Origin of the sequence: Cryobacterium breve (genome assembly GCF_027594785.1) — a bacterium.
GTDB classification, from domain to species: Bacteria; Actinomycetota; Actinomycetes; order Actinomycetales; family Microbacteriaceae; genus Cryobacterium; species Cryobacterium breve_A.
This window is the reverse complement of record NZ_CP075584.1, coordinates 2,825,362-2,848,032: the sequence shown is the minus strand read 5'-3', so window position 1 is coordinate 2,848,032 and position 22,671 is coordinate 2,825,362. Positions and strand designations below refer to the sequence as shown.

General features: G+C 67.8%; 8 protein-coding genes and 5 pseudogenes. 6 read left to right on the top strand and 7 right to left on the bottom strand.

All coding sequences use genetic code 11. The annotated features are described in order from the left end of the window. Positions 1-18: 18 nt before the first annotated feature. The 5 genes and pseudogenes from KIV56_RS13945 to rpoB all read right to left on the bottom strand — a co-directional run bounded on the left by KIV56_RS13945 (position 19) and on the right by rpoB (position 13,459). Positions 19-2,454: a chaplin family protein gene (locus KIV56_RS13945; protein ID WP_281533910.1), complete on the bottom strand. Its 2,436-nt coding sequence runs from the start codon at positions 2,452-2,454 to the stop codon at positions 19-21. A gap of 869 nt (positions 2,455-3,323) precedes the next feature. After that, positions 3,324-3,722 carry an EAL domain-containing protein gene (locus KIV56_RS20510; RefSeq protein ID WP_432432638.1) on the bottom strand — a complete coding sequence of 133 codons (399 nt, stop codon included), beginning with the start codon at positions 3,720-3,722 and terminating at the stop codon, positions 3,324-3,326. 16 nt (positions 3,723-3,738) lie between these two features. Then, positions 3,739-5,025 (bottom strand): annotated as a pseudogene (locus tag KIV56_RS20505) (diguanylate cyclase domain-containing protein); the annotation flags it as partial. 995 nt (positions 5,026-6,020) lie between these two features. Next, positions 6,021-9,917 (bottom strand): annotated as a pseudogene (locus KIV56_RS13935) (DNA-directed RNA polymerase subunit beta'). 47 nt (positions 9,918-9,964) lie between these two features. Further along, positions 9,965-13,459, bottom strand: a pseudogene (rpoB, locus tag KIV56_RS13930) (DNA-directed RNA polymerase subunit beta). A 379-nt stretch (positions 13,460-13,838) separates the two neighbouring features. Between rpoB and KIV56_RS13925 the strand changes: the two are divergent. The 4 genes and pseudogenes from KIV56_RS13925 to KIV56_RS13910 all read left to right on the top strand — a co-directional run bounded on the left by KIV56_RS13925 (position 13,839) and on the right by KIV56_RS13910 (position 18,269). Further along, positions 13,839-14,709, top strand: a pseudogene (locus KIV56_RS13925) (spermidine synthase). Positions 14,710-14,958: 249 nt separating this feature from the next. Beyond that, on the top strand, positions 14,959-15,504 hold the full coding sequence (locus tag KIV56_RS13920) for a hypothetical protein (protein WP_281533908.1): 546 nt from the start codon (positions 14,959-14,961) through the stop codon (positions 15,502-15,504). An 882-nt stretch (positions 15,505-16,386) separates the two neighbouring features. Continuing rightward, positions 16,387-17,775 (top strand): PQQ-dependent sugar dehydrogenase, encoded by a 1,389-nt coding sequence (locus KIV56_RS13915; RefSeq protein ID WP_281533907.1) that lies wholly within the window; start codon positions 16,387-16,389, stop codon positions 17,773-17,775. Continuing rightward, positions 17,775-18,269 (top strand): SprT-like domain-containing protein, encoded by a 495-nt coding sequence (locus tag KIV56_RS13910; protein WP_281533906.1) that lies wholly within the window; start codon positions 17,775-17,777, stop codon positions 18,267-18,269. The genes KIV56_RS13915 and KIV56_RS13910 overlap by 1 nt, the downstream gene beginning before the upstream one ends. Before the next feature lie 180 nt (positions 18,270-18,449). Here KIV56_RS13910 and KIV56_RS19895 read toward each other — a convergent pair whose 3' ends face one another. Together KIV56_RS19895 and KIV56_RS19890 are read right to left on the bottom strand one after the other, a co-directional pair. Then, entirely contained in the window at positions 18,450-19,133 is a 684-nt protein-coding gene (locus tag KIV56_RS19895) for a hypothetical protein (RefSeq protein ID WP_348648588.1), read from the bottom strand. A gap of 109 nt (positions 19,134-19,242) precedes the next feature. Then, positions 19,243-19,761 (bottom strand): annotated as a pseudogene (locus KIV56_RS19890) (glycosyltransferase family 2 protein); the annotation flags it as partial. A gap of 91 nt (positions 19,762-19,852) precedes the next feature. Here KIV56_RS19890 and KIV56_RS19885 point away from each other — a divergent pair. Next, positions 19,853-20,842: a hypothetical protein gene (locus KIV56_RS19885; RefSeq protein WP_348648400.1), complete on the top strand. Its 990-nt coding sequence runs from the start codon at positions 19,853-19,855 to the stop codon at positions 20,840-20,842. Positions 20,843-20,982: 140 nt separating this feature from the next. Continuing rightward, the gene (locus KIV56_RS13900; protein WP_281533905.1) at positions 20,983-22,578 is read left to right on the top strand and encodes a chitinase; all 1,596 of its coding nucleotides are present in this window, start codon (positions 20,983-20,985) and stop codon (positions 22,576-22,578) included. Positions 22,579-22,671: the final 93 nt, after the last annotated feature.

Below are 22,671 nucleotides of genomic sequence, written 5' to 3'. Positions count from 1 at the left end.
GTGCCTGAGGTGTCGGGACTAGAGGTTCACACGACCGGAGTTGATCCGTCGCGCGAACATCAGGGCGGTTCCGGCGAGGAGCAACAGAAGGCCGGCAAAGCCGCCGAACTCGATTGTGCCGGTGCCGGTCGACGCGAGCTCCGTGACCGACACGGCGGCCGGGGACGAAACCGAGCCGGAGACAGCCGGCGTGGACGACTGTCCCGAGGCTTCGAACGTCGCGGTCGTGTCGACCGGTGCGGTCGGGTCGGCCGGGTCTGTCCCCTCGGTCGGAGTAACCGGGGTCACCAGGATCACCGGGGCCGCCAGGGTCACGAGAGTCACCGGGGTCACCAGGGTCACCGGAGTCACCGGAGTCACCGGAGTCACCGGGGCCGCCAGGGCCGCCAGGGCCGCCAGGGTCACGAGAGTCACCGGTGTCACCGGAGTCACCGGAGTCACGGAGGTCGGGGTCACCGACTCGCTGTCACCGACGACGGAGACCGCGTTGCCGCCAACCGTCACCGGAGCGGAAACCACCGGGACGACCTGCGTGCCGGAACCGACAACATCCGTGCCCGACGTGACCGGACCAGAACCCGAGGACGAACCCAAGCCGGAACCGGCCTGATTAGCCGAACCATTCCCCGTTTCACTGTCACCGACGACGGAGACCGCGTTGCCGCCAATCGTCACCGGAGCAGAAACCAACGGGACGACCTGCGTGCCTGACGCCGTGGCATCCGAACCTGAGGTCACCGGGGCGGACCCTGCGGCGGGAGCGGAGGCCGTTCCCGCGCCAGACCCTGACGGAGCCGGCGAAGCAGACGTCGAGCTGCTGTCACCGAGAATCGAGACGGAGTTACCGCCGACGGTCACCGGTGCAGCGACGTCAGGGACGACCTGAGTTCCTGATGCGATGCCATCCGCACCCGAGGTCACCGGGCCGGACCCGGCCGCGGGAGCGGAGGCATCCGCAGTGCTCGCGGACGGTGTGCCCATTGACGCCGAGTCACCGAGGACGCTCACCGCGTCGCCCGATGCCGTGATCGGCACGTCGACGCTGATGAGGCCTTGCGTGCCGCCGAGAAGGGAGTCGCCTCCCGTTGTCGTTGCCGGGGCCACGGTGGCCGCCGGGGCGGAGGCAGGGGCCGGGGCGGTCGACCCGGTCGAGGTCGAGTCGCCGAGCACCGAGATGGCGTTGCCGGAGACGCTCACGGGTGCCGCCACCGGGGCGACGACCTGGGTGCCGGAGGCGGTTCCGTCGGAGCCCGAGGTAGTTGCAGCCGCTGGCGCCGGTGCAGCTGCAGGAGCCGGCGCCGACGCCGGTGCCGATGCAGCCGCGGGAGCCGGCGACGTGCTCGCTGAGTCGCCGACCACGCTGATCGCATTGCCGGTCGCCTGGATCGGGGCGGTGACGCCGGCGATGACCTGGGAACCGGACAGGGTCCCGTTGTCGCCGGTGGTGTCCGCGGCGTGGGCCGCGGTCGTGCCGAGGAGCGAAAGCGCCCCGACGAAGAGGGTGCCGTAGAGCGCCCGGGACAGAGTGATGTTCATGGTGATTCTCCTTGAAAGTGCGAGTGAGCCGCGCGAGGAACGCGTGGCGGTGGTCCGCATGCCGTCGGGAAAGCACGGCCGGGACTTACTCAGGCGGGAGAAGAACCAGGGTCGATGGAGAGGGAGGACGGCAGGGAGTCGTCCTCGAAAGTGAGACGGAGAGCCGCGACCGACGCGGCGCGTGTTGATCCGCAGGTTGCGAGCAGAGCTGCCGAACTGCCGCCGCCCGGTGCTGCGGCATCGGGAGCGGGCTGCGGCAGGTTGACGGGGTGTCCCGGCGTGCCGAGCGGGGCTCCGGTAGCGGATGCCGCGGCATCCGCTTGCGTCAGGCTCGCGACCGCGTCGGAGCCTGCCGGGGGTGCCGGCGGTGCCGCGCGCAGAGGGCGCGAACGAATGCACGCTCGGCGCGACGAAGACGGTCCCGGCCGGGACGACCGACGTGATCACTGCGCGAGTCACGAGGGTGGAAACGTCTGAAGCCGCGAGGGCGATCGTGGGCACGGCGACGGGCACGACGACGGGCACGGCTACGGGAAGACCCACCACATCCGGGATGCCGAGGTCCGGGATGCCGACGTCGGGTACTTCGGCAGCGACGGCGGCCAGAATCGGCGCAATGGTCGTCCCGACGGCTTCGGGCACGTCTGTTGACTCCGCGTCGATCGTTGCGGTGTCGACGCCAGGTACGTCAGCCACGAGGGAGACCGCAGCGGCAGGGACGCTGGCGACCAGCTCAGGGACGGAAGCGTTCAGGAGGCCGGGTGCGGCGGCATCCGTTGCAGGAGACGCATCGGGGAGCAGCTCGGCGGCAGATGCGGGATTCGTCCCGCCGCACAGGAACCAGGCGATGCCGAGCGCAACTGCGACGAGAGCGAGCCAGAGGGCGCGGGGGGCGCGAAATGCCTGGGCATCATCCATCTCGTTCACCTCCGTCGTCAGTTGCGTACAAGGCCGACCGTAGGTGCACGGGGAGCTCGTGTCCACGAAACTGGTCGATACTGCCAGCTTCACCGGGTCGAGCCTCGAGACCCTGCCCCGTCTCACCGGGGAATGTTGCATAACGCTGCAATTGGGATGGGCTGGCAAGGGGGCAAATCCCCCGGCTCGGGCCGGCCGCGACGGCCAGCGGATGAGCCAGGGAACAAGATTCGCGGTTCACAGGTTCACGTCCGACCCCTGTCCCGCAGCAGGTCGTGCCCTCCACACCCTCGCTGAGGTGTCGCAGATCGACGTTCGTTGGCCCTGCGAACGTCGATCTGCGACACCTCAGCGCCAGGTGAAGGCACCTAAAGGGCGTTCCCACGTGCTGAAATCCCCAAAACTCCGTCGAATTGGTTCAGCAGGTCGGGGTGACGCCGGTCGGAACCCGAAGAGCGGTCTGGAGGCTCGACCGCTGGCGCGCGCGTCGGTCAGCTGTCGAAGCTCACGACGGGCAGCGGTGACGGGCCCGGCCTGGAGAAGAGGTAGCCCTGCCCGTAGCGGCAGCCCATGGACCGGAGCAGGTCGCGTTGGCCTGCCGACTCGATGCCTTCGGCGACGACGGCGAGTCCGAGCGAGTCGGCAAGGCGCAGGATGCCCTCGACGATCGCCCGGTCGTGTTCGGAGCGTTCGAGGTCCCGCACGAAGGTGACGTCGATCTTGAGCAGGTCGACGGTGAAGGCCCGGAGGTGCGTGAAGGAGGAGTATCCGGTGCCGAAGTCGTCGATCGCCAGCTTGACGCCCAGTTCCCTCAGGCTCCTGGAAGGTCCGGGCCGCGGAGTCGATGGCCTCGAGCACGGCGCTCTCCGTCAATTCGATCCAGAGTCGCTCGGGGGCAGCCCACTCTCCGCCAGCGCGCGTTTGACAACGGCGCCGAAGTCGTCTTGAGCGAACTGTCGCGGGGAGACGTTGACGCTCACCGCGAGACCGCCGTCGAGGGTCGCGGCCGCCCGGCAGGCCTGACCGAGAACGGTCACGCCGATGCCCTTGATCAACCCGACCTCCTCGGCGATCGCGATGAACTCGCCCGGGTAGACGATGCCGCGCTCGGGGCGGCGCCACCGGGCGAGGGCCTCGGTGGCGACGACCGTGTTCTCCTGGAGATCGACGATCGGCTGGTACCAGGTCTCGATCTCGTCGAGACTCGACGGCGTCGCGGAGGGCGAGCTCGGTGTCCAGCCGCCGGTGGATGCGGCCACGCAGGTCATCGTCGAAGACCTCGTAGCGGGCCCGACCCCGGCCTTTGGCGGAGTACATGGCCTGGTCCGCGTTGCGGAGCAGCGCCTCCGCGTCGTCGTGGCCGAGGCCGAAGGCGATGCCGATACTCGCGTCGACGGATGCGACCAGGTCGCCGATCCGGATCGGTTCGGCAATTGCGAGCTGCAGGTTGTGGGCCAGTGTGTGCACGTCCTGGCTGCTGTCGACGCCCGGACAGATGATGACGAATTCGTCCCCGCCGATACGGGATACCGTATCGGCGGCCCGCGCCTGCTGCCGGAGCCGCACCCCGACCTCGGTCAGCACGGCATCTCCGATGTGGTGGCCAAGACTGTCGTTGACGAACTTGAACCTGTCGAGGTCGATGAACAGCACGGCCACGCCGTGCCCGTGCCGGGATGACTGCAACAGGGCCTGGTTGAGCCGGTCGAGAAGCAGCAGGCGATTGGGCAGGCTGGTCAGCGGGTCGTGGAACGCGAGGTGCTCCACCCGGGCCTCGGCGAGGCGACGGGCGGTGATGTCCTCAACCTGATACAGCAGCGCGCCGGCCTGCTCCCCCGCGGAGATCTCGGCGATGCTCACCTTGACCCAGGTTTCCTCGTCGTCGACCCGGCGCATCCGCCGGTCCATTCGTTGCCGGGTGGAGGGCCCGTCGAGCGCCTCCGAGGTGCGGTCACCGGACGCCCCGGCATCCGACGGCATGAAGATGGCCTCGATCTGCCGGTTGACCACGACGGATGCCGGCCCGGCGAGCTCGAACAGCCGCGGGTTCGCCGCCACCACCCTGCCGTCGAGATCCACGATCGCCGTGCCGAGCGGCGACGACGTGAACGCCGCCTCGAACTGCGCCCGCGCGGCCGAAACAGCCTGTTCCGCAGCGCGTAGGGCGGTCACGTCGGTGACCGTGGCCATGTGCCCGATGACCTGACCGGCGTCCCGGATCGGCGCGGTGCTCACCTGTACCCAGTTGACCTGACCACCGGGAGTGCGGAAGCGCATCATCGTCTCGTACGCAACCCCGGCTCTGATCGCGCCGGCCCAGTCGCGGTGCACGCGCTCGGTGTCGTCGGGGTGGATGGCGGTGGCGATTCCGCCCCGCCGTGACTCTTCCCTGGTGAGGCCGCTCAGGGCATGCCACTGGTCGTTGGCGCTGACAAGTCCGCCGGCCGCATCCATCTGCACGATGCCCACCGGGGCGATCGCGACGAGGGTGTGCAGCGTGTCCGCGACCTTCGCGAGGTCGCGGGTGCGCCTGTCCACCGCAGTCTCGAGGGTGTGGTTTGCCTCGTCCATCGCGACCATGGCGGCGTCGCGCTGCCGGTCGAGGTCGCGCAGCCTCCGCGCGGCCACCCAACTCAGGCCGATGCCGACCACCGTCATCGTGGCGATCAGGAACGCGACACCGAGCACCGTGTCGAACAAGCCCTGTCGCTGGCCCCAGAGTCGCAGCCAACCCAGCATGAAGGGACCGAGCAGGAAGAGTGGAACGACCTGGCGGAGCAGCCTCCCTGCGCTGCCCGGGTCGCGCAGCAATCCGACGAGGCCGGTATCTGGACGGGCCAGAAGAATCGCGACCGACGCGAACCCCACCGCGAGGGCGGTGATGAGAGCCATGCTCGTGTACCCGCTCAGGGTGTAGAGCGAGGACGCCCCGTAGGCGTAGCCGAGCAATGCGAGCAGGCTCACGGTCAGAGAGCCGAAGGCGAGGCCGAGCATCCAGGAAGCCCGAGGCAGCAGGCTCGCGCAGACGGCGATACCCAGCAGGATGAGTGAAACGGCCGTTGCAGGCGCCATGCGCGGTTCCTGGCCGCCGAGGGCGATGCCGGGCAGCAGTCGGTCGATGCCGAGGGTCACGCCCAGGATGTCTTCGGAGAGGGTGAGGGCGCCGATCAGGGCGACGGTAAGCCCCAGGACCAGCGCCACCCGACGCCGCTCGAGCAGGAACAGGGCAAGCGACAGCACGAGGAGAGCGAGGGCCGCCGTCGGCTTCATCGACCAGGGGCCTGCGAACGGGGCCGGTAGGGTGCTCGCGCCGAGGTACCAGCCTGCGAGCACGATGAGTCCCATCGCCCCGGTGACGGCCGCGCTGATGCGTGCCAGTTGTTGCATGCTGCCCCCGTGCTCACGAGACGCGGAAAGCCAACGCCCCCGTTAAAGGGTACCCGCGCGGCCCCGCACGCCACACCACCCCTTCCGTCGAGAGCCGCCGCGTGCACCGGGGGAGCGGACTTAACGACGGATGCCCCCTCACCGAAGTGAGGGGGCATCCGTTGTGTGAGAACTACACGCTACTTGTAGGTACCGGGCGTGAAGTCGTCGGACGAGAAGCTGTCGAAGTCGACGAAGCTCAGGTCACCCTCGTTGAACGCTGCATCATCGGTGAAGATGCGGTTCGGGTAACGCTCGGCCTTGGCCTCCTCCGTTGCCTCGACGGTGACGTCGCGGTAACGGGGCAGTCCGGTGCCTGCCGGGATCAGCTTTCCGATGATGACGTTCTCCTTGAGGCCCATCAGCGGGTCGCTCTTGCCTTCCATGGCCGCCTGGGTGAGAACCCGGGTGGTTTCCTGGAAGGAAGCGGCCGACAGCCAGGACTCGGTCGCCAGGGACGCCTTGGTGATACCCATGACTTCCTGACGAGCGGATGCCGTCTTCTTGCCCTCGGTGAGTGCCGCACGGTTGAGTTCGTTGTACTTCAACCGGTCGACGAGCTCGCCGGGGAGCAGGCCGGTGTCGCCGTGTTCGACGACGGTGACCTTGCGGAGCATCTGGCGGACGATGACCTCGATGTGCTTGTCGTGAATCGGCACACCCTGCGACCGGTAGACGTCCTGGACGCCACCGACGATGTGCTTCTGCACGGCCCGGACACCCTTGACGCGAAGAACTTCCTTCGGGTCGACGGCACCGATGATGATCTGCGTGCCGAGCTCGACGTGCTGGCCATCCTCAACGAGGAGGGTGGAGCGCTTGAGCACCGGGTACGCGATCGGCTCGTCGCCGTTGTCGGGGGTCAGGATGACCTTCCGGCTGCGGTCGGTGTCCTCGATCGTGATGCGTCCGGCGGTGTCGACGATGGGCGACGCACCCTTGGGGGTACGTGCTTCGAAGAGCTCCTGGACGCGCGGCAGACCCTGGGTGATGTCGTCAGCGGATGCCGAACCACCGGTGTGGAAGGTACGCATGGTCAGCTGCGTGCCGGGCTCACCGATCGACTGTGCGGCGATGATGCCGACGGCCTCTCCGATGTCCACGAGCAGGCCGGTCGCGAGCGAACGGCCGTAGCAGACCGCACACACACCGACGGCAGACTCACACGTCAGCACGGAACGCACCTTGATGGTCTCGATGCCGGCCTCGACCAGCTTCTCGATCAGCACGTCTCCGACGTCGTCGCCGGCTTCGGCGACAACCTCGCCTGCGGCGTTGACCGCTGCTGCGGCCAGGCTGCGGGCGTAGACCGCGTTCTCCACGTTGGGGTGGCGAACCAGTTTGCCGAGCGGGTCGACGATCGCGATCGGCAGGCTCGAGGCCCTTGGTCGTTCCACAGTTGTCTTCACGGATGATGACATCCTGCGAGACGTCCACGAGACGACGGGTGAGGTACCCCGAGTCGGCGGTACGGAGGGCGGTGTCGGCCAGACCCTTGCGAGCACCGTGAGTAGCAATGAAGTACTCGGCGACGGACAGGCCTTCGCGGTAGCTCGAGATGATCGGGCGAGGGATGATCTCACCCTTCGGGTTGTTCACGAGGCCTCGCATGCCGGCGATGTTACGCACCTGCAGCCAGTTACCACGAGCACCCGATGTGACCATCCGGTTGATGGTGTTGTCGGCCGGGAAGTTCTTCTGCATGGCCGCGGCGACGTCTTCGGTCGCCTTGGTCCAGATCTGAATGAGCTCCTGGCGACGCTCGAGGTCGGTCGTGAGACCCTTCTCGAACTGCGACTGCACCTTGGCGGCGAGCTTCTCGTAGCGGGCGACGATCTCGGGCTTGTCCGGCGGGGTGAGGATGTCGCTGAGCGCGACGGTCACACCGGAGCGGGTGGCCCAGTAGAAGCCGGCGTCCTTGATGCGGTCGAGCGTTGCCGCTACTTCCACCTTCGGGTACCGCTCCGCGAGGTCGTTGACGATGGCCGACATGGAACCCTTGTCGGCAACCTTCTCGAAGTACGCGTAGTCGACCGGCATCGTCTCGTTGAAGATCGCGCGGCCGAGCGTCGTGGTGACGAGCACGGTACCGACGGCCTGGCCGTTGACGAGCTCGACGCCTTCGGGCTGGGTGCCCTCTGCGAAGTACTTGTCGGTCAGGCGGATGCGAACCTTGGCGTTGATGTCGAGCGACTTCTGGTCGAACGCGAGAATCGCCTCGGCGACCGAGGAGAACGCGCGGCCTTCGCCGATCACGCCTTCCTTGAGGGTCGTGAGGTGGTGCAGGCCGATGATCATGTCCTGGGTGGGCAGGGTCACCGGGCGACCGTCAGACGGCTTCAGGATGTTGTTCGAGGCGAGCATCAGGATGCGCGCTTCGGCCTGGGCCTCCATGGACAGCGGCAGGTGCACAGCCATCTGGTCGCCGTCGAAGTCGGCGTTGAACGCGGCACACACGAGCGGGTGCAGCTGGATGGCCTTACCCTCGACGAGCTGAGGCTCGAAGGCCTGGATGCCCAGGCGGTGCAAGGTGGGCGCACGGTTCAACAGCACGGGGCGCTCGCGGATGATCTCCTCGAGCACGTCCCAGACCTGCGGGCGTGAGCGTTCGACCATGCGCTTGGCGGCCTTGATGTTCTGAGCGTGGCTCAGGTCGATCAGGCGCTTGATCACGAACGGCTTGAACAGCTCGAGTGCCATCTGCTTGGGCAGACCACACTGGTGCAGCTAAGCTGCGGGCCGACGACGATGACCGAACGGCCCGAGTAGTCGACGCGCTTGCCGAGGAGGTTCTGGCGGAAACGACCCTGCTTGCCCTTGAGCATGTCGCTCAGGGACTTGAGCGCGCGGTTGCCGGTACCGGTGACGGGACGGCCACGACGACCGTTGTCGAACAGTGCGTCGACAGCTTCCTGCAGCATCCGCTTCTCGTTGTTCACGATGATCTCGGGGGCACCGAGGTCAAGCAGACGACGCAGGCGGTTGTTGCGGTTGATCACACGACGGTAGAGGTCGTTGAGGTCGCTCGTTGCGAATCGGCCACCGTCGAGCTGCACCATCGGGCGCAGTTCGGGCGGGATGACCGGGACGACGTCGAGCACCATCGCGGCCGGCGAGTTGCCGGTCATGATGAAGGCGTTGACCACGCGGAGACGCTTGATGGCGCGGATCTTCTTCTGGCCCTTGCCCTCGGCGATCTGCAGGTGCAGGTTCTCGCTCTCGGTGACCAGGTCGAAGGCCAGCAGGCGCTTCTTGATGGCTTCGGCGCCCATGTAGGCCTCGAAGTACATGCCGAAACGGTCCTGGAGCTCGTGGAAGACGCTGTCCTCGGGCTTGAGGTCGCCGACCTTGAGGGTGCGGAAGTCTTCCCACACGCGCTCGAGGTGCGCGATCTGCTCGTCGAGGGACTTGCGGACCTGCCCCATTTCCTTCTCGGCGGCGTCCTTGGTGCGCTTCTTCTGGTCGCTCTTGGCGCCCTCGGCCTCAAGTGCTGCGAGGTCGGTTTCGAGGCGCACGAGACGGTCGGCGATCCGGGAATCGCGCTGGCCTTCGAGGGTCTTGATCTCGAGGCGAAGCTCGTTCTCAAGGCCGGGCATGTCCTGGTGACGGCCGTCTTCGTCGACCGTGATGACCATGTACGCAGCGAAGTAGATGACCTTTTCGAGGTCCTTCGGTGCCATGTCCAGCAGGTAGCCGAGACGGGAGGGGACTCCCTTGAAGTACCAGATGTGGGTGACGGGGGCGGCGAGCTCGATGTGGCCCATCCGCTCACGACGCACCGACGACTTGGTGACCTCTACGCCACAACGCTCGCAGACGATTCCTTTGAAGCGAACTCGCTTGTACTTACCGCATGAGCATTCCCAGTCCCGGGACGGTCCGAAGATCTGCTCGCCGAACAGGCCGTCTTTTTCCGGCTTGAGCGTGCGGTAGTTGATGGTTTCGGGCTTCTTGACCTCACCGTGCGACCAGCGACGGATGTCGTCTGCGGTCGCCAGGCCAATTCGAAGCTCGTCAAACGTGGTTACGTCGAGCAATTTCTCTCCTTGAAGAGTGTTCGGAGTATTTGTCATTCTGCCCGGCCCTAGATGTCGTCGATCGAGGATGATTCGAAGCGGGTGGAAATGTTGATGCCGAGCTCTTCCGCAGCGCGGAACACCTCGTCATCCGTGTCGCGCAGGCTGACGGCGGTTCCGTCCGAGGACAGCACCTCGACGTTCAGGCACAGGGACTGCATTTCCTTGATGAGGACCTTGAAGCTCTCGGGGATGCCGGGCTCCTGGATGTTCTCACCCTTGACGATGGCCTCGTAGACCTTGACGCGGCCGAGGATGTCGTCGCTCTTGATGGTCAGGAGGCTCCTGCAGGGCGTACGCAGCACCGTATGCTTCGAGCGCCCAGACCTCCATCTCACCGAATCGCTGGCCACCGAACTGCGCCTTACCACCCAGCGGCTGCTGCGTGATCATGGAGTACGGACCGGTCGAACGAGCGTGGATCTTGTCGTCGACGAGGTGGTGCAGCTTCAGGATGTACATGTAGCCAACGGAGACCGGGTTCGGGAACGGCTCGCCGGAGCGGCCGTCGAAGAGCTGGGTCTTACCGGTGGAGTCGATCATGCGCACGCCGTCGCGGGTCGGGGTCGTGGAGTCGAGGAGACCCTCGATCTCGATCTCGAACGCGCCGTCGAACACCGGGGTGGAGACCTTGGTGTTCGGTGCGGCGTGGTGCGCCTGCTCGGGCAGGTTGGCGGCCCACTTGGGCTTGCCTTCCACGTCCCAGCCCTGCTTCGCAATCCAGCCGAGGTGCGTTTCGAGCACCTGGCCGAAGTTCATGCGACCCGGGATACCGAGCGGGTTGAGGATGATGTCGACCGGGGTTCCGTCGGCGAGGAACGGCATGTCCTCGATGGGCAGGATGCGGGAAATAACACCCTTGTTGCCGTGACGGCCGGCGAGCTTGTCACCCTCGGTGATCTTGCGCTTCTGGGCGATGAAGACGGCAACACGCTGGTTGACGCCCGAGCCGAGCTCGTCGTCGCCATCCTGCGAGTCGAACACCTTGACGCCGATGATCGTTCCGCGCTCACCGTGGGGCACCTTGAGCGAGGTGTCGCGAACTTCGCGGCTCTTCTCGTTGAAGATGGCGCGCAGCAGGCGTTCCTCGGCGGAAAGCTCGGTCTCGCCCTTCGGCGTGACCTTTCCGACCAGGATGTCGCCGGGGCGAACCTCGGCGCCGATGCGGATGATGCCACGCTCGTCCAGGTCTGCAAGCAGATCCGGGGAGACGTTCGGCAGGTCGCGGGTGATCTCTTCCTTGCCGAGCTTGGTGTCGCGGGCGTCGACCTCGTATTCCTCGATGTGAATCGAGGAGAGGGTGTCGTCCTTGACCAGGTTCTGGCTCAGGATGATCGCGTCCTCGTAGTTGTAGCCTTCCCACGGCATGAATGCCACGAGGAGGTTCTTTCCGAGGGCGAGCTCTCCGTTGTCGGTTGCGGGACCGTCGGCGATGACCTCGCCGGCTTCGATCCGCTCACCGGCGGTGACCATGACGCGGTTGTTGTAGCTCGTGCCCTGGTTGGAGCGCGCGAACTTGCGCATGTAGTAGTCCTGCGTGCCACCCTCGTCGAGCTGGATGGTGACGACGTCGGCCGAAACCTCCATCACCACACCCGACTTCTCGGCGGTGATGACGTCGCCGGCGTCGATGGCCGCGAAGACCTCCATGCCGGTGCCGACGAGCGGGCTGTCACTCATGAGGAGAGGAACGGCCTGACGCTGCATGTTCGCACCCATGAGGGCGCGGTTCGCATCGTCGTGCTCGAGGAACGGGATGAGGGACGTCGCGACGGACACCATCTGGCGCGGGGAGACATCCATGTAGCCGATGTCTTCGGCGGGGAAGAGGTCGACCTCGCCACCCTTCTTACGTGCGAGGACTCGGGGCTCGGCGAACCGGGCGTCCTTGGTCAGCGGCGCGTTGGCCTGGGCGACGATGAACTCGTCTTCTTCGCTCGCGGTCAGGTAGTCGATGGTCGTCGTGATGACGCCGTCGACGACGCGACGGTACGGGGTCTCGATGAATCCGAAGGCGTTGATCCGCGCGAACGAGGCGAGCGAACCGATCAGGCCGATGTTCGGGCCTTCCGGGGTTTCAATCGGGCACATGCGGCCGTAGTGCGAGGGGTGAACGTCTCGCACCTCGACGCCGGCGCGGTCACGGGACAGACCACCCGGGCCGAGCGCGGACAAGCGGCGCTTGTGCGTGAGGCCGGCGAGCGGGTTGTTCTGGTCCATGAACTGCGACAGCTGCGAGGTACCGAAGAACTCCTTGATCGCGGCGACGACGGGGCGCACGTTGATCAGGGTCTGCGGGGTGATCGCTTCGATGTCCTGCGTGGTCATGCGCTCGCGGACGACGCGCTCCATGCGGGACAGGCCGGTGCGGACCTGGTTCTGGATGAGCTCGCCGACGGCGCGGATACGACGGTTGCCGAAGTGGTCGATGTCGTCGATGTCGATGCGGATGTCGGTGGGGACGCCCTCACGGATGCCGGCGATCGTGGTCTGGTTGTCGTGAAGGGCAACCAGGTACTTGATCGTGGCGAGGATGTCTTCCAGGGTCAGCACGGAGGAGCCTGAGCGGCGCTTCGATGCCGAGCTTGCGGTTGATCTTGTAACGACCAACCTTGGCCAGGTCGTAACGCTTGGAGTTGAAGAAGAAGTTGTCGAGGAGCGCGCGGGCTGCCTCAGCGGCGACCTGCTCTCCCGGGCGCAGCTTGCGGTAGATGTCCTTGAGGGCTTCTTCCTTGGTGAGGATGTTGTCCTTCTCAAGGGTGAGGCTCGATGGACGCGAAGCCCTTGAACTCTTCGAGGATCTGCTCGCTCGTGAGGCCGAGTGCCTTGAGGAACACGGTCACGGACTGCTTGCGCTTGCGGTCGATGCGAACGCCGACCTGGTCGCGCTTGTCGATCTCGAATTCGAGCCAGGCTCCACGGCTCGGGATGACGCGGGCGGAGTAGATGTCCTTGTCGGACGTCTTCTCCTGCTCACGGTTGAAGTACACACCGGGCGAGCGCACGAGCTGTGAAACGACGACACGCTCGGTGCCGTTGATCACGAAGGTGCCCTTGGGGGTCATCAGCGGGAAGTCACCCATGAACACGGTCTGGGTCTTGATCTCACCGGTGAGGTGGTTCATGAACTCAGCGTTCACATAGAGGGGTGCGGAATAGGTCTTGCCCTTTTCCTTGCACTCGTCAATGGTGTACTTCTCAGGCTCGAGCTCGGGGTTCGTGAACGACAGCTGCATCGTTTCGCCGAGGTCCTCGATCGGGGAGATCTCTTCGAAGATCTCGTCGAGCCCGGTGCGGGTCGGGAGGTCCTGGCGACCTTGCGCCTGGCCTTCTTCGACACGCTTCTTCCACTTGTCGTTTCCGACAAGCCAATCGAAGGACTCCGTCTGCAAGGCGAGCAGATCCGGGACCGTCAGATTGTCTGTGATCTTTGCGAACGACAGACGCCCTGCAGCGCGGCCGTTCTTGGGTGAGTTGGTGGTTGCGTTGCGCGCAGCAGCCAAGGAAATAACCTCCGTAGACCCCGTCAGGTCTAGTCACTGTTAGTAATGAATTCCGAGTACGCTCCCCAGACCCTCAGTTTGATACGAGGTATGCCTCAAGGTGGCTTGAGCACGCAAAGCCGACCGCAATATGAAGGCATGAATTTGTCTGGGAGCGCAAAGATCAACTATAGGCTGTCTTTTCCCCTATGTCCACCCCAATCTTGACCTTCACCATTTTCTCAGGTATAACCCGCCGCATCCGCCCCCTCGCTCACCCCTGCGACCCGCCGCCCACCTTCCGCGAGAGCGGAGAAATGGCCCTTTCGACGCCGCTGAGAGGGCCTAATTCGTACTCTCGCGGAGTGGTGGTGGGGGGTGATTGGGGGAGACTGGGGGGATGAGCAGGTCTGAAGTGCAGCATCCGTCGGTCACGTTGAAGCTGAGTGGGATGGTCGCGGAGGTCCAGCCGGACCGGTTCGTGCCGGGAAGTTTCGAGCTCGTCGTCGACGGCACGCCGCAGTCGCACGTGAACATCGACAACCCCGACGAGTTGTTCTTCGAGTACGTGCAGCGGATCGGGCACGTCATCGACCTGCTCGGCGACGTCGGCGAACCGATCACAGCCGTTCACCTCGGCGCAGGTGCGCTCACGCTCCCCCGGTACGTCGAGGCGACCCGGCCCGGCTCGCGGCAGCAGGTCGTGGAGATCGAGAGCGACCTGATCGACTTCGTGCGCGCCGAGCTGCCCTGGGACAAGCGCGCGAACCTGCGGGTGCGGCACGGCGACGCCCGCGAGGTGCTCGCCAAGCTGCCGGCCGGGCTGCACGGCACCACCGACCTCGTCGTCGTCGACATCTTCTCGGGGGCGCGCACCCCCGCCCACGTGACCAGCCGCGAGTTCTACGAGCTCGCCCGGCCGCTGCTGAGCCCCCGCGGGGTGCTCGTCGTGAACGTGGCCGACGGCCCCGGGTTGGCCTTCGCGCGCGCCCAGGCGGCGACGCTCTCCGCGGTGTTCCCGCACGTGATCGGCCTCGCCGAGACCCAGGTGCTCAAGGGCCGCCGCTTCGGCAACATCGTGCTCGTCGCGACGCTCACCGCGGTCGACCTGACCTGGGTGCCCCGGCTGCTCGCCGGCGGCCCGCACCCGGCCAAGGTCGTCGAGGGCGCGGAGCCTGCGGCAGTTCATGGCGAGCGCGCTCGTGACGACGGATGCGACGGCGACGCCGTCCCCGCTGCCCGGCCGCACGGTGTTCCAGATCGGCAACTGAGCCGGAGCACGACGGGACCTGCCTGCGGCCCGGCTGAGGCCGGGATCCCGAGCTGTCCAGAGGTGTCCCGGTTGTGTCGAGGGTCGCCGGTGCACCGGCGACCCTCAGCAGGAACGGGACCTGTCGCGTTCTCGGCGGAGCGGGCATCCGCTCTCAGACTGAGACTCGGCGCGCGGCACCCCCGTCTGAGGGCGGCGCCCGGGTTATCCTGTTAGGGAACCCGATCGTCCGCGGCACACCCGGCCGCCCTTGCCTCAGGACTACACCCTGCCCATCATCATTGGTTACGACGCCGTCACTCTCCGTGAGAAAGTCGACCTGCTTGCCGCCGGGCAGCGCCTCGACGAACTCGGCGAGTTGCGCAGCCTGTCCGCGCTCAACGAGAAGATCGCGCTGCTGCGCCTCATCGGACGCCTCGACGAGGCCTTCGACATGGCCAACGCCGCCCTGCGGCAGGCCCGGTTCACCGGGTCCCGGGAGGAACTCGCGGCCAGCCGCATCCGCCGGGCCCAGGTGATGCAGTTCCAGGGCAAGCTCGATGAAGCCGCGAGCGAGCTCACCCACTGCGTTCTCGAGGCGGAGACGCACGAGTGGAGCGCGGTCGCCGCGTTCGCGCGGGAGAACCGCGGCAAGGTCCTGTTCGAGCAAGGCGACCTCGAGGGGGCTCTCACGGACCTCACCGCCGCCGTGTTCCTGCGGGAGAAGGCCGGGGCATCCGTCGATCAGCTCGAAGGGTCTCTTCTGGCCGTCGCGGTCGTCGAGTCCATCATCGCCGAGCGAGGCCAGGGCCGCTAGCGGTCCAGCGCCCGCCTGCGCCTGCGCCGGCGCCCGCGCCGGTTTCCGCACACCGCGCCCCTCTGCGCCCACGCCCGCGCCGGTATCCGCAGGCCGCGCCCGCCGATGCGGGAGCGGGCCGCGCAAACGGGCGCGACGGCGGACGCTGCCCGCGCGAAGTGCGGACGGCATCCGCTCTCGACGCCTCACCCTCCCCGCCCACGCCCGCGCCGGTTTCCGCACACCGCGCCCCTCTGCGCCCACGCCCGCGCCGGTATCCGCAGGCCGCGCCCGCCGATGCGAGAGCGGGCCGCGCAAACGGGCGCGACGGCGGACGCTGCGCGCGCGAAGTGCGGACGGCATCCGCTCTCGACGCCTCACCCTCCCCGCCCACGCCCGCGCCGGTATCCGCAAGCCGCGCCCGCCGATGCGGGAGCGGTGTGCGCAAACGGGCGCGACGGCGGACGCTGCGCGCGCGAAGTGCGGACGGCATCCGCTCTCGACGCCTCACCCTCATTCGCGCAACCCGTCTCGCGAGAGGTCCGCGGGAATGGAACACACGGAGGGCGCTGCGGCAACCCAGTGGTCGATGTCGGTGGACGGGGGCATTCTGGAGGAACGGGCGCGGCCGGTCCCGCACACTTCACCGGATGCCCAGCACACGGCACGGCAGGCCCCTCGACGGTGGGCCGGCGCAGGAGAAGTAGGGAGGTCGAAGTGGACGAGTGCAGGCCGGCGCAACGGTCGGCGCAGATGACGGCGCAGTCGACTGCGCTGCGGCACGGCGCTACGTCGGCAACGGCGCGGGGGCAGGTGACGGCACAGGGGCAGGTGACGGCACAGCGGCAGGTGACGGCACAGCGGCAGGGGCAGCGGCGCGGCGCGGCGCAGCACGCCTGTCGGGTGCTCGGGCGGCTCACGCTGCTCTCGCTGCTCTCGGCAGTCACCGTGTTGCTCGCGGCGTGCACGTCCGGGGTGCCGGGTACTCCCGGCGGGACGGGAGTGCCGACGGCGCCCACCTCGACGGAACCGGCGCCCGGGACGCCCTCGTCCTCGGGCGCGACCGGTGTGCCGAGTCCTGACCCCGGAGCCCAACCGGGCGAACCGAACACCGGACCGGGCCCCGGCATGGCTGCAGGGCCCGTCGAGCCGACCGGGGAACCCGTCGTCCTTGCCTCCGGCCTCGAGGCGCCGTGGTCGATCCTCCGGTTGCCCGGCGGCGGCACCCTGATCAGTGAACGGGGCACCGCACGCGTGCGCGAGCTGGTGTCCGGCGGACTCCGCGATGCCGGAACGGTTCCCGGGGTGGTCCCCCGGGGCGAGGGCGGGCTGCTCGGCCTCGCCTACCTCGCCGGTCCCACTGCTGCGAGCGGGACCGGCACGGGCGCGAGCAGCAGCACGGCTCGCGAGACGGGCAGCGGCGCGAGCGGAAGCGCTGCGAGCGTCGAGGCGGGCGCCAGCGCTGGCCCCGGGGGCTGGGTGTACGCGTATTTCACCGGGGCCGAATCGAACCAGATCGTGCGGATGCCGCTCACCGGTACCGTCGGCAGCCTCGCGCTCGGGAGCCCCGAACCGGTGCTCTCGGGGATCCCTCGGGCGGGCAATCACGACGGCGGGCGCATCCGCTTCGGCCCGGACGGCATGCTCTACGCGACGACGGGCGACGCCGGGGACACCGCGAGAGCGCAGGACCTCGGGTCGCTTGGCGGGAAGATCCTGCGGATGACGCCGACCGGCACGGTGCCGCCGGACAATCCGTTCGGGACGCTCGTCTACTCGTATGGGCACCGGAATCCGCAGGGCATCGCCTGGGATTCCCGGGGCCGGCTGTGGGCGAGCGAGTTCGGGCAGTCGACCTGGGACGAACTCAACCTGATCACGCCCGGCGCAGACTACGGCTGGCCGGAGGCCGAGGGCATCGCGCACGATTCCCGGTACACCGACCCGGTCGTGCAGTGGCGCACGTCGGAGGCCAGCCCGAGCGGGCTCGCGATCGTCGGGGACACTCTGTTCGTCGCGGCCCTGCGCGGCGAGCGACTGTGGCGGGTCGACTCCTCAACAGGCGTGGCGACCGCGTGGTTTGTCAACACCTTCGGCCGGCTGCGCGACGTGGTAGCGGGCCCGGATGGGACACTGTGGTTTGTGACGAACAACACGGATGGCCGCGGCACCCCAGCCCCAGGCGACGACAGGCTCTACTCCGTTCGAGTGGTGCAGACCAGCCCGCCGGCGCGCGGCACCCGGGTGGCGCCGGGTGCGAATCCGCCGCCCGCAACGGCGGTGGCACGCTGATGGCCGATCTCACCCGCGTGCGACGCTGGGCCGAGGCGCTCATCGACCTGCACCTCGACTCCGGCTGGACCTTCGCGTTCGACAACGCTAAAAAACGTGCCGGGCTCTGCAACTTCACGGCGAAACGCATCACCGTCTCGCGCTACCTCGCCTCCCGCTACGAGGACGACGAGGTGCACCAGATCCTGCTCCACGAGGTCGGGCATGCGCTCGCCGGTCCGCGCGCCGGCCACGGCCCGAAGTGGAAGGCCATCGCCCGCGACCTCGGCTACGACGGCAAGCGCACGCACGACGGCGAGATCGCCAACGAACTCGCCCCGTGGGTGGGCACGTGCCCGGCCGGCCACATCCACTATCGGTACCGGAGGCCGACGCGTGCCCTCGCCTGCGGGCTGTGCGGTCGCGGCTTCAGCCGCGATCACCTCATCGACTGGAGGAGCCGGGAGATCACGGCCGCCGTGCGACGCCGGGCCTCGGCATCCGCCGGCCTCTGAGTCCGCCGCGGGCGGACCTCGCGCGCTCTGACGCTCGCCGGCCTGCGACGTCGCCGCTCACGTAGGGGTTGGGGTGAGCCGCGACGTCGAGCCCCACGTGAAGTGTCGCAGATCGAGGTTCGCGGGCCCCGCGAACGTCGATCTGCGACACCTCAGGGAACCGCGACGGGCGACGGATGCCTAGCGCACGCCGATCCGGCGGCGCCGGTCCCGGGAGGTGCGGCTGTCCCGGTTGAGCCGTCGGTCGCCGTGGTAGAGGATGCCCTGCCAGTCGACCGGCGCGCCGGGGTCGATCCGGAACCCTGCCGGCTGCTTCGGCTTCTTCACGTCAACGTAGAGGAAGTTGAGCAGACCGAGCCACACGTCGACGACGGAGTTCCACAGGCCGATGTACATCAGGATCGCCGCGCCGGTCGCGACGGCATTGAAGGCGGCGAAGATGGCGTTGCCGACGTTCTGATGGCTGATGTCCCGGTAGAGCGTGAGCAGCGAGAACGCCACGATCAGGTAGGGAACGATCACGTAGAGCGCCGGCGCCGCCGTGCGGTTGAGCACCTTCGGGGTGCGCACGAATGGGATTTTCTCGGCCGAGAACATCTGCTGGAACGACTTGAGCACCCCGGCGAGGTTGACGGGGAGCAGCACGAGGTTGAAGCCGTAGATGCGGAACACGTCGCTGAACCGATGGCCGGCGTCGCGCAGGTCGGTGCCCATCGCGAGGAAGTAGGGCAGCGCGGCGAGGAAGACGAAGGGGCTGAGCAGCCGGCTGTCGTATGGAAAGGCGAGCAGGAAGATGAGCCCGAAACTCGACCAGGCGATCGAGGCCATGTAGTTGGTGCGGAGGAACACCTCGCTCCAGCGCACCCGCTCGCGGCGGAAGCGGCGCTCCCGGAGCCTGGTCCCAGAATTTCGGCAGGATGAGCAGTCCGCCGTTGGCCCAGCGCCGGCGCTGCACGATGAGCGAGCCGAAGTCGGGCGGGGTGGCACTGTAGCTCAGGCGTTCGGGGTAGTTGACGAGGGTCCAGCCGTGAGTGCCGAGGTCGATGCTCGACTCGGTGTCCTCGATCACGGTGCGGTCCTGAATGTAGGTGCGGATCTCGAAGCCGCCGACCTCCTCGACCTCGACGATGTCCTCGAGGGCCTTCTTGCGGATGACGGCGTTCGCGCCGACCCAGAAAGTCGCGTCGAAGTAGGTCATGCCCTGGTGCAGCATATGTTGCAGGTCGGTCGACGCACCGGCGATCCGCTCGATGCGCGTCGGGGCCCCGTGGAACGAGGAATACGGCGTCTGCGTGACGGCCACCCGGGCGTTCTCGGGCTCCTCGAGCAGGTGGACGAGACGCACGCAGTAGTCCCTGAGCAGCAGGGAGTCCGCGTCGAGGGTGAGCAGGTATTCCGTGTCGGGCACCGGGAAGTCGCCCACGGCATCCCCGACAGCGCGTCGCAGGACCGTGCCCTCGGCCGTGTGGTCGGTCACCCACGACGTGCCCATCAGGCCGATGTAGGAGTTGAGGTTCATCGCCTTGTTCGCCTCGTGTGAAAGGGAGGCATACTTCTTGCGCTCGAAGTAGTCGAGCCGGGCGGTGAAGATCCGGGCCAGGCGCAGCGAGAGGGTCACGATCTGGTCGGCGTCGGGGAAGTCGGCGCCCGCGGCCGACGACTCGAGCGCGAGCAGGCTCAGCCGCAGGCTCGCGGGCCACGCCCATGATGACCTGGTCGACGAAGAACTCGTCGACGTGGTCGAGCACCTCCTCGGCCGCGGCCATCTCCTCCAGCCACGCGGCGGCCGCGGCGTAGTCGTCGGCGAGATCGCGGACATCCGCCGCCGTGACCCGCGGGTCATCGACGAACCGGTCGAGCCTGCGCTCCGCGCCGAGCCGGAACCGCGCGGCAGGCGCGGCAAGCCGCTCGCCGATCTCACCGGCGAGCGCCCTGGTCGCGTTGAGCACGCGCAGCGTCTCGGGGTCGGTCGGGAACGGCGCATCGTCGAGGAGCAGCACGATCCCGAGGTCGGGGAATTCCTGCAGCGCCGCCGACCACAGGGTCGCGCGTACGACGTGCGTCTCCTCGGCATACGACGGTACGAGCACGGTGATCCCGTGCTGGTAGGTGCCGAAGTGCCGGTCGAGCTCACCGCGCGGCACGCGCACGTGGCTCTGGTGCCGGTACATCGCGCCGAGGCGCGCGAGAAGGTACATCGACGCGGAGAAGGTCAGGAAGGTGACCACGATGGCGTAGCCGATCGCCTCCATCGTGAAGGTGAAGTCGGGGCGCGGGGTGTCGACGAACAACCGCACGATGGTCGTCAGGAGGTAGTACGCCCAGAAGCCCACCGTCGCCACGATGGCGACTCGGGCCCCCGCGATCGCCCGGGAGCTCGGCCGTGGGTGCACGATCGAGAGGGGTTCGCTACGCCGCTCCGCGCCCCATTGGCGGCGGCGAGCCCGGATCGGTCCGTTCCCGATGTCGGCCATCTCCGCGGATGCCGGCGGGAACCCCGCGGGCGCTGGCGTCGCGGAGGCATCCCGCTTCGTTGTCGATTCCGGTGTAGCCACGTGGGGTTTCCTATCTGAGACGAGCAGGAACCCTCCTGGACCGGGTTCGCGCCCGCACCGAAGCGAGAAAAAACAACCGCGGCGGTACGGTGCCCCCAGTTTAGGGGCGGATGTAGCACCGAAAACTGCCATAATCCACAGTGAGGTCGAGGAGTCCCATGTCCACACGTTTCCCAGGTCGGCGCCTGTCGGTCGTGCGACTGATCGGTGTCATCGTGGTTGCCGCCGGGCTGATCTTCGCCGGTTTCCAGGGCTGGAACCAGATCGCCGACGCCGCATCCGTGAGCGCGAAGCCGTGGATGGCCGGGTACGTCGATGTGACGGCCACGCCGAGCCTCGCCTTCGAGAATCCCGTCTCCGCCGCGGGCGACAACGTCGTGCTCTCCTTCATCGTCGCCGACCCGACCGCCGCCTGCACGCCGACCTGGGGCACCTTCTACACGATGGCGGCAGCGGAGCACGACCTCGACCTCGACCGACGCGTGGCGCGCCGCACCCAGCAGGGCGGAGAGGTGATCGTGTCGTTCGGCGGCGCGATCAACCAGGAGCTCGCCGTCGGCTGCACCGATCCCGCAGCACTCCAGGCCGCGTATGCCTCGGTGATCGAGCGTTACAAGCCGAGCACCATCGACCTGGACCTCGAGGGCGCGAACCTCACTGACACGGATGCCGGGGCGCGCCGCGGTGTGGCGCTCGCCGCCCTGCAGAAGGCCGCCGCGGCATCCGCTGCCCCGCTCGCGATCTGGCTCACCGTGCCGACGGCCCCGGACGGCCTCACCGAGGACGGCACGAACGCGGTGACGCAGTTGCTGACGGCCGGCGTCAACCTCAGCGGCGTGAACCTGATGACGATGGACTTCGGCTCCTCACGTGCCGCCGGGCAGTCGATGGCGGATGCCGCGACGAGCGCCCTGCAGTCCGCCCACGGCCAGCTGTCCACGCTCTACCGCCGGGCGGGCCAGCCGCTCGGGTCGAAGGCGCTCTGGAACAAGCTCGGTGCGACCGCGATGATCGGGCAGAACGACGTGCCCGGCGAGATCTTCACCCTCGCCGATGCCGTGGCGCTCAACGATTTCGCGCTCGCGAACGGCGTCGGCCGCATGTCGATGTGGTCGCTCAACCGCGATGCGAGCTGCGGGGCGAACTACCCGGACGTGAAGCAGGTCTCCGACTCGTGCAGCGGCGTCGAGCAGGGTTCCGTGCTGTTCGCGGATGTGCTCGGTGCGTCGTTCACCGGAAGCCCGGCCGCGAGCGCCGGCGACAGTTCGACCGCGCAGCCGATCGGTGTCGCGACGGAGAACCCCGCCGCCACGGACGAGCCCGCGGCAAGCCCGTACCGGATCTGGTCGGTGACGATCGCATACCCGAAGGGCACCCGGGTCGTGTGGCACCACAACGTGTACTCGGCGAAGTACTGGACCCAGGGCGACCTGCCGGACAACCCCGTGCTGCAGGCGTCCGAGACCCCGTGGCGGCTGATCGGGCCGGTGCTCGCCGGCGAGACGCCGGTGCCGACGCTGACGCTCCCGGCCGGCAGCTTCCCGGAATGGTCCGGTACGACGATCTACACCAAGGGCCAGCGGGTGCTCTTCGAAACCGGCGCCTTCGAGGCGAAGTGGTGGACCCAGGGCGACAGCCCGGATGCCGCGGCCGAGAATCCGGACGCCTCACCGTGGGTGGCACTCACCGACGCCCAGCTGCGCGTGCTGCTCGGCCTGCCGTTGATTCCAGCGGACGCCGACAGCATCGGGTAGCGGCGGCGAGCGGTTCGCCCGGTCGGCGGCATCCGCTTGCCTGCTCCCCTGCGCGCCCGCTCGCCGGCCAGAATGCCCTAACGAATTCGACGG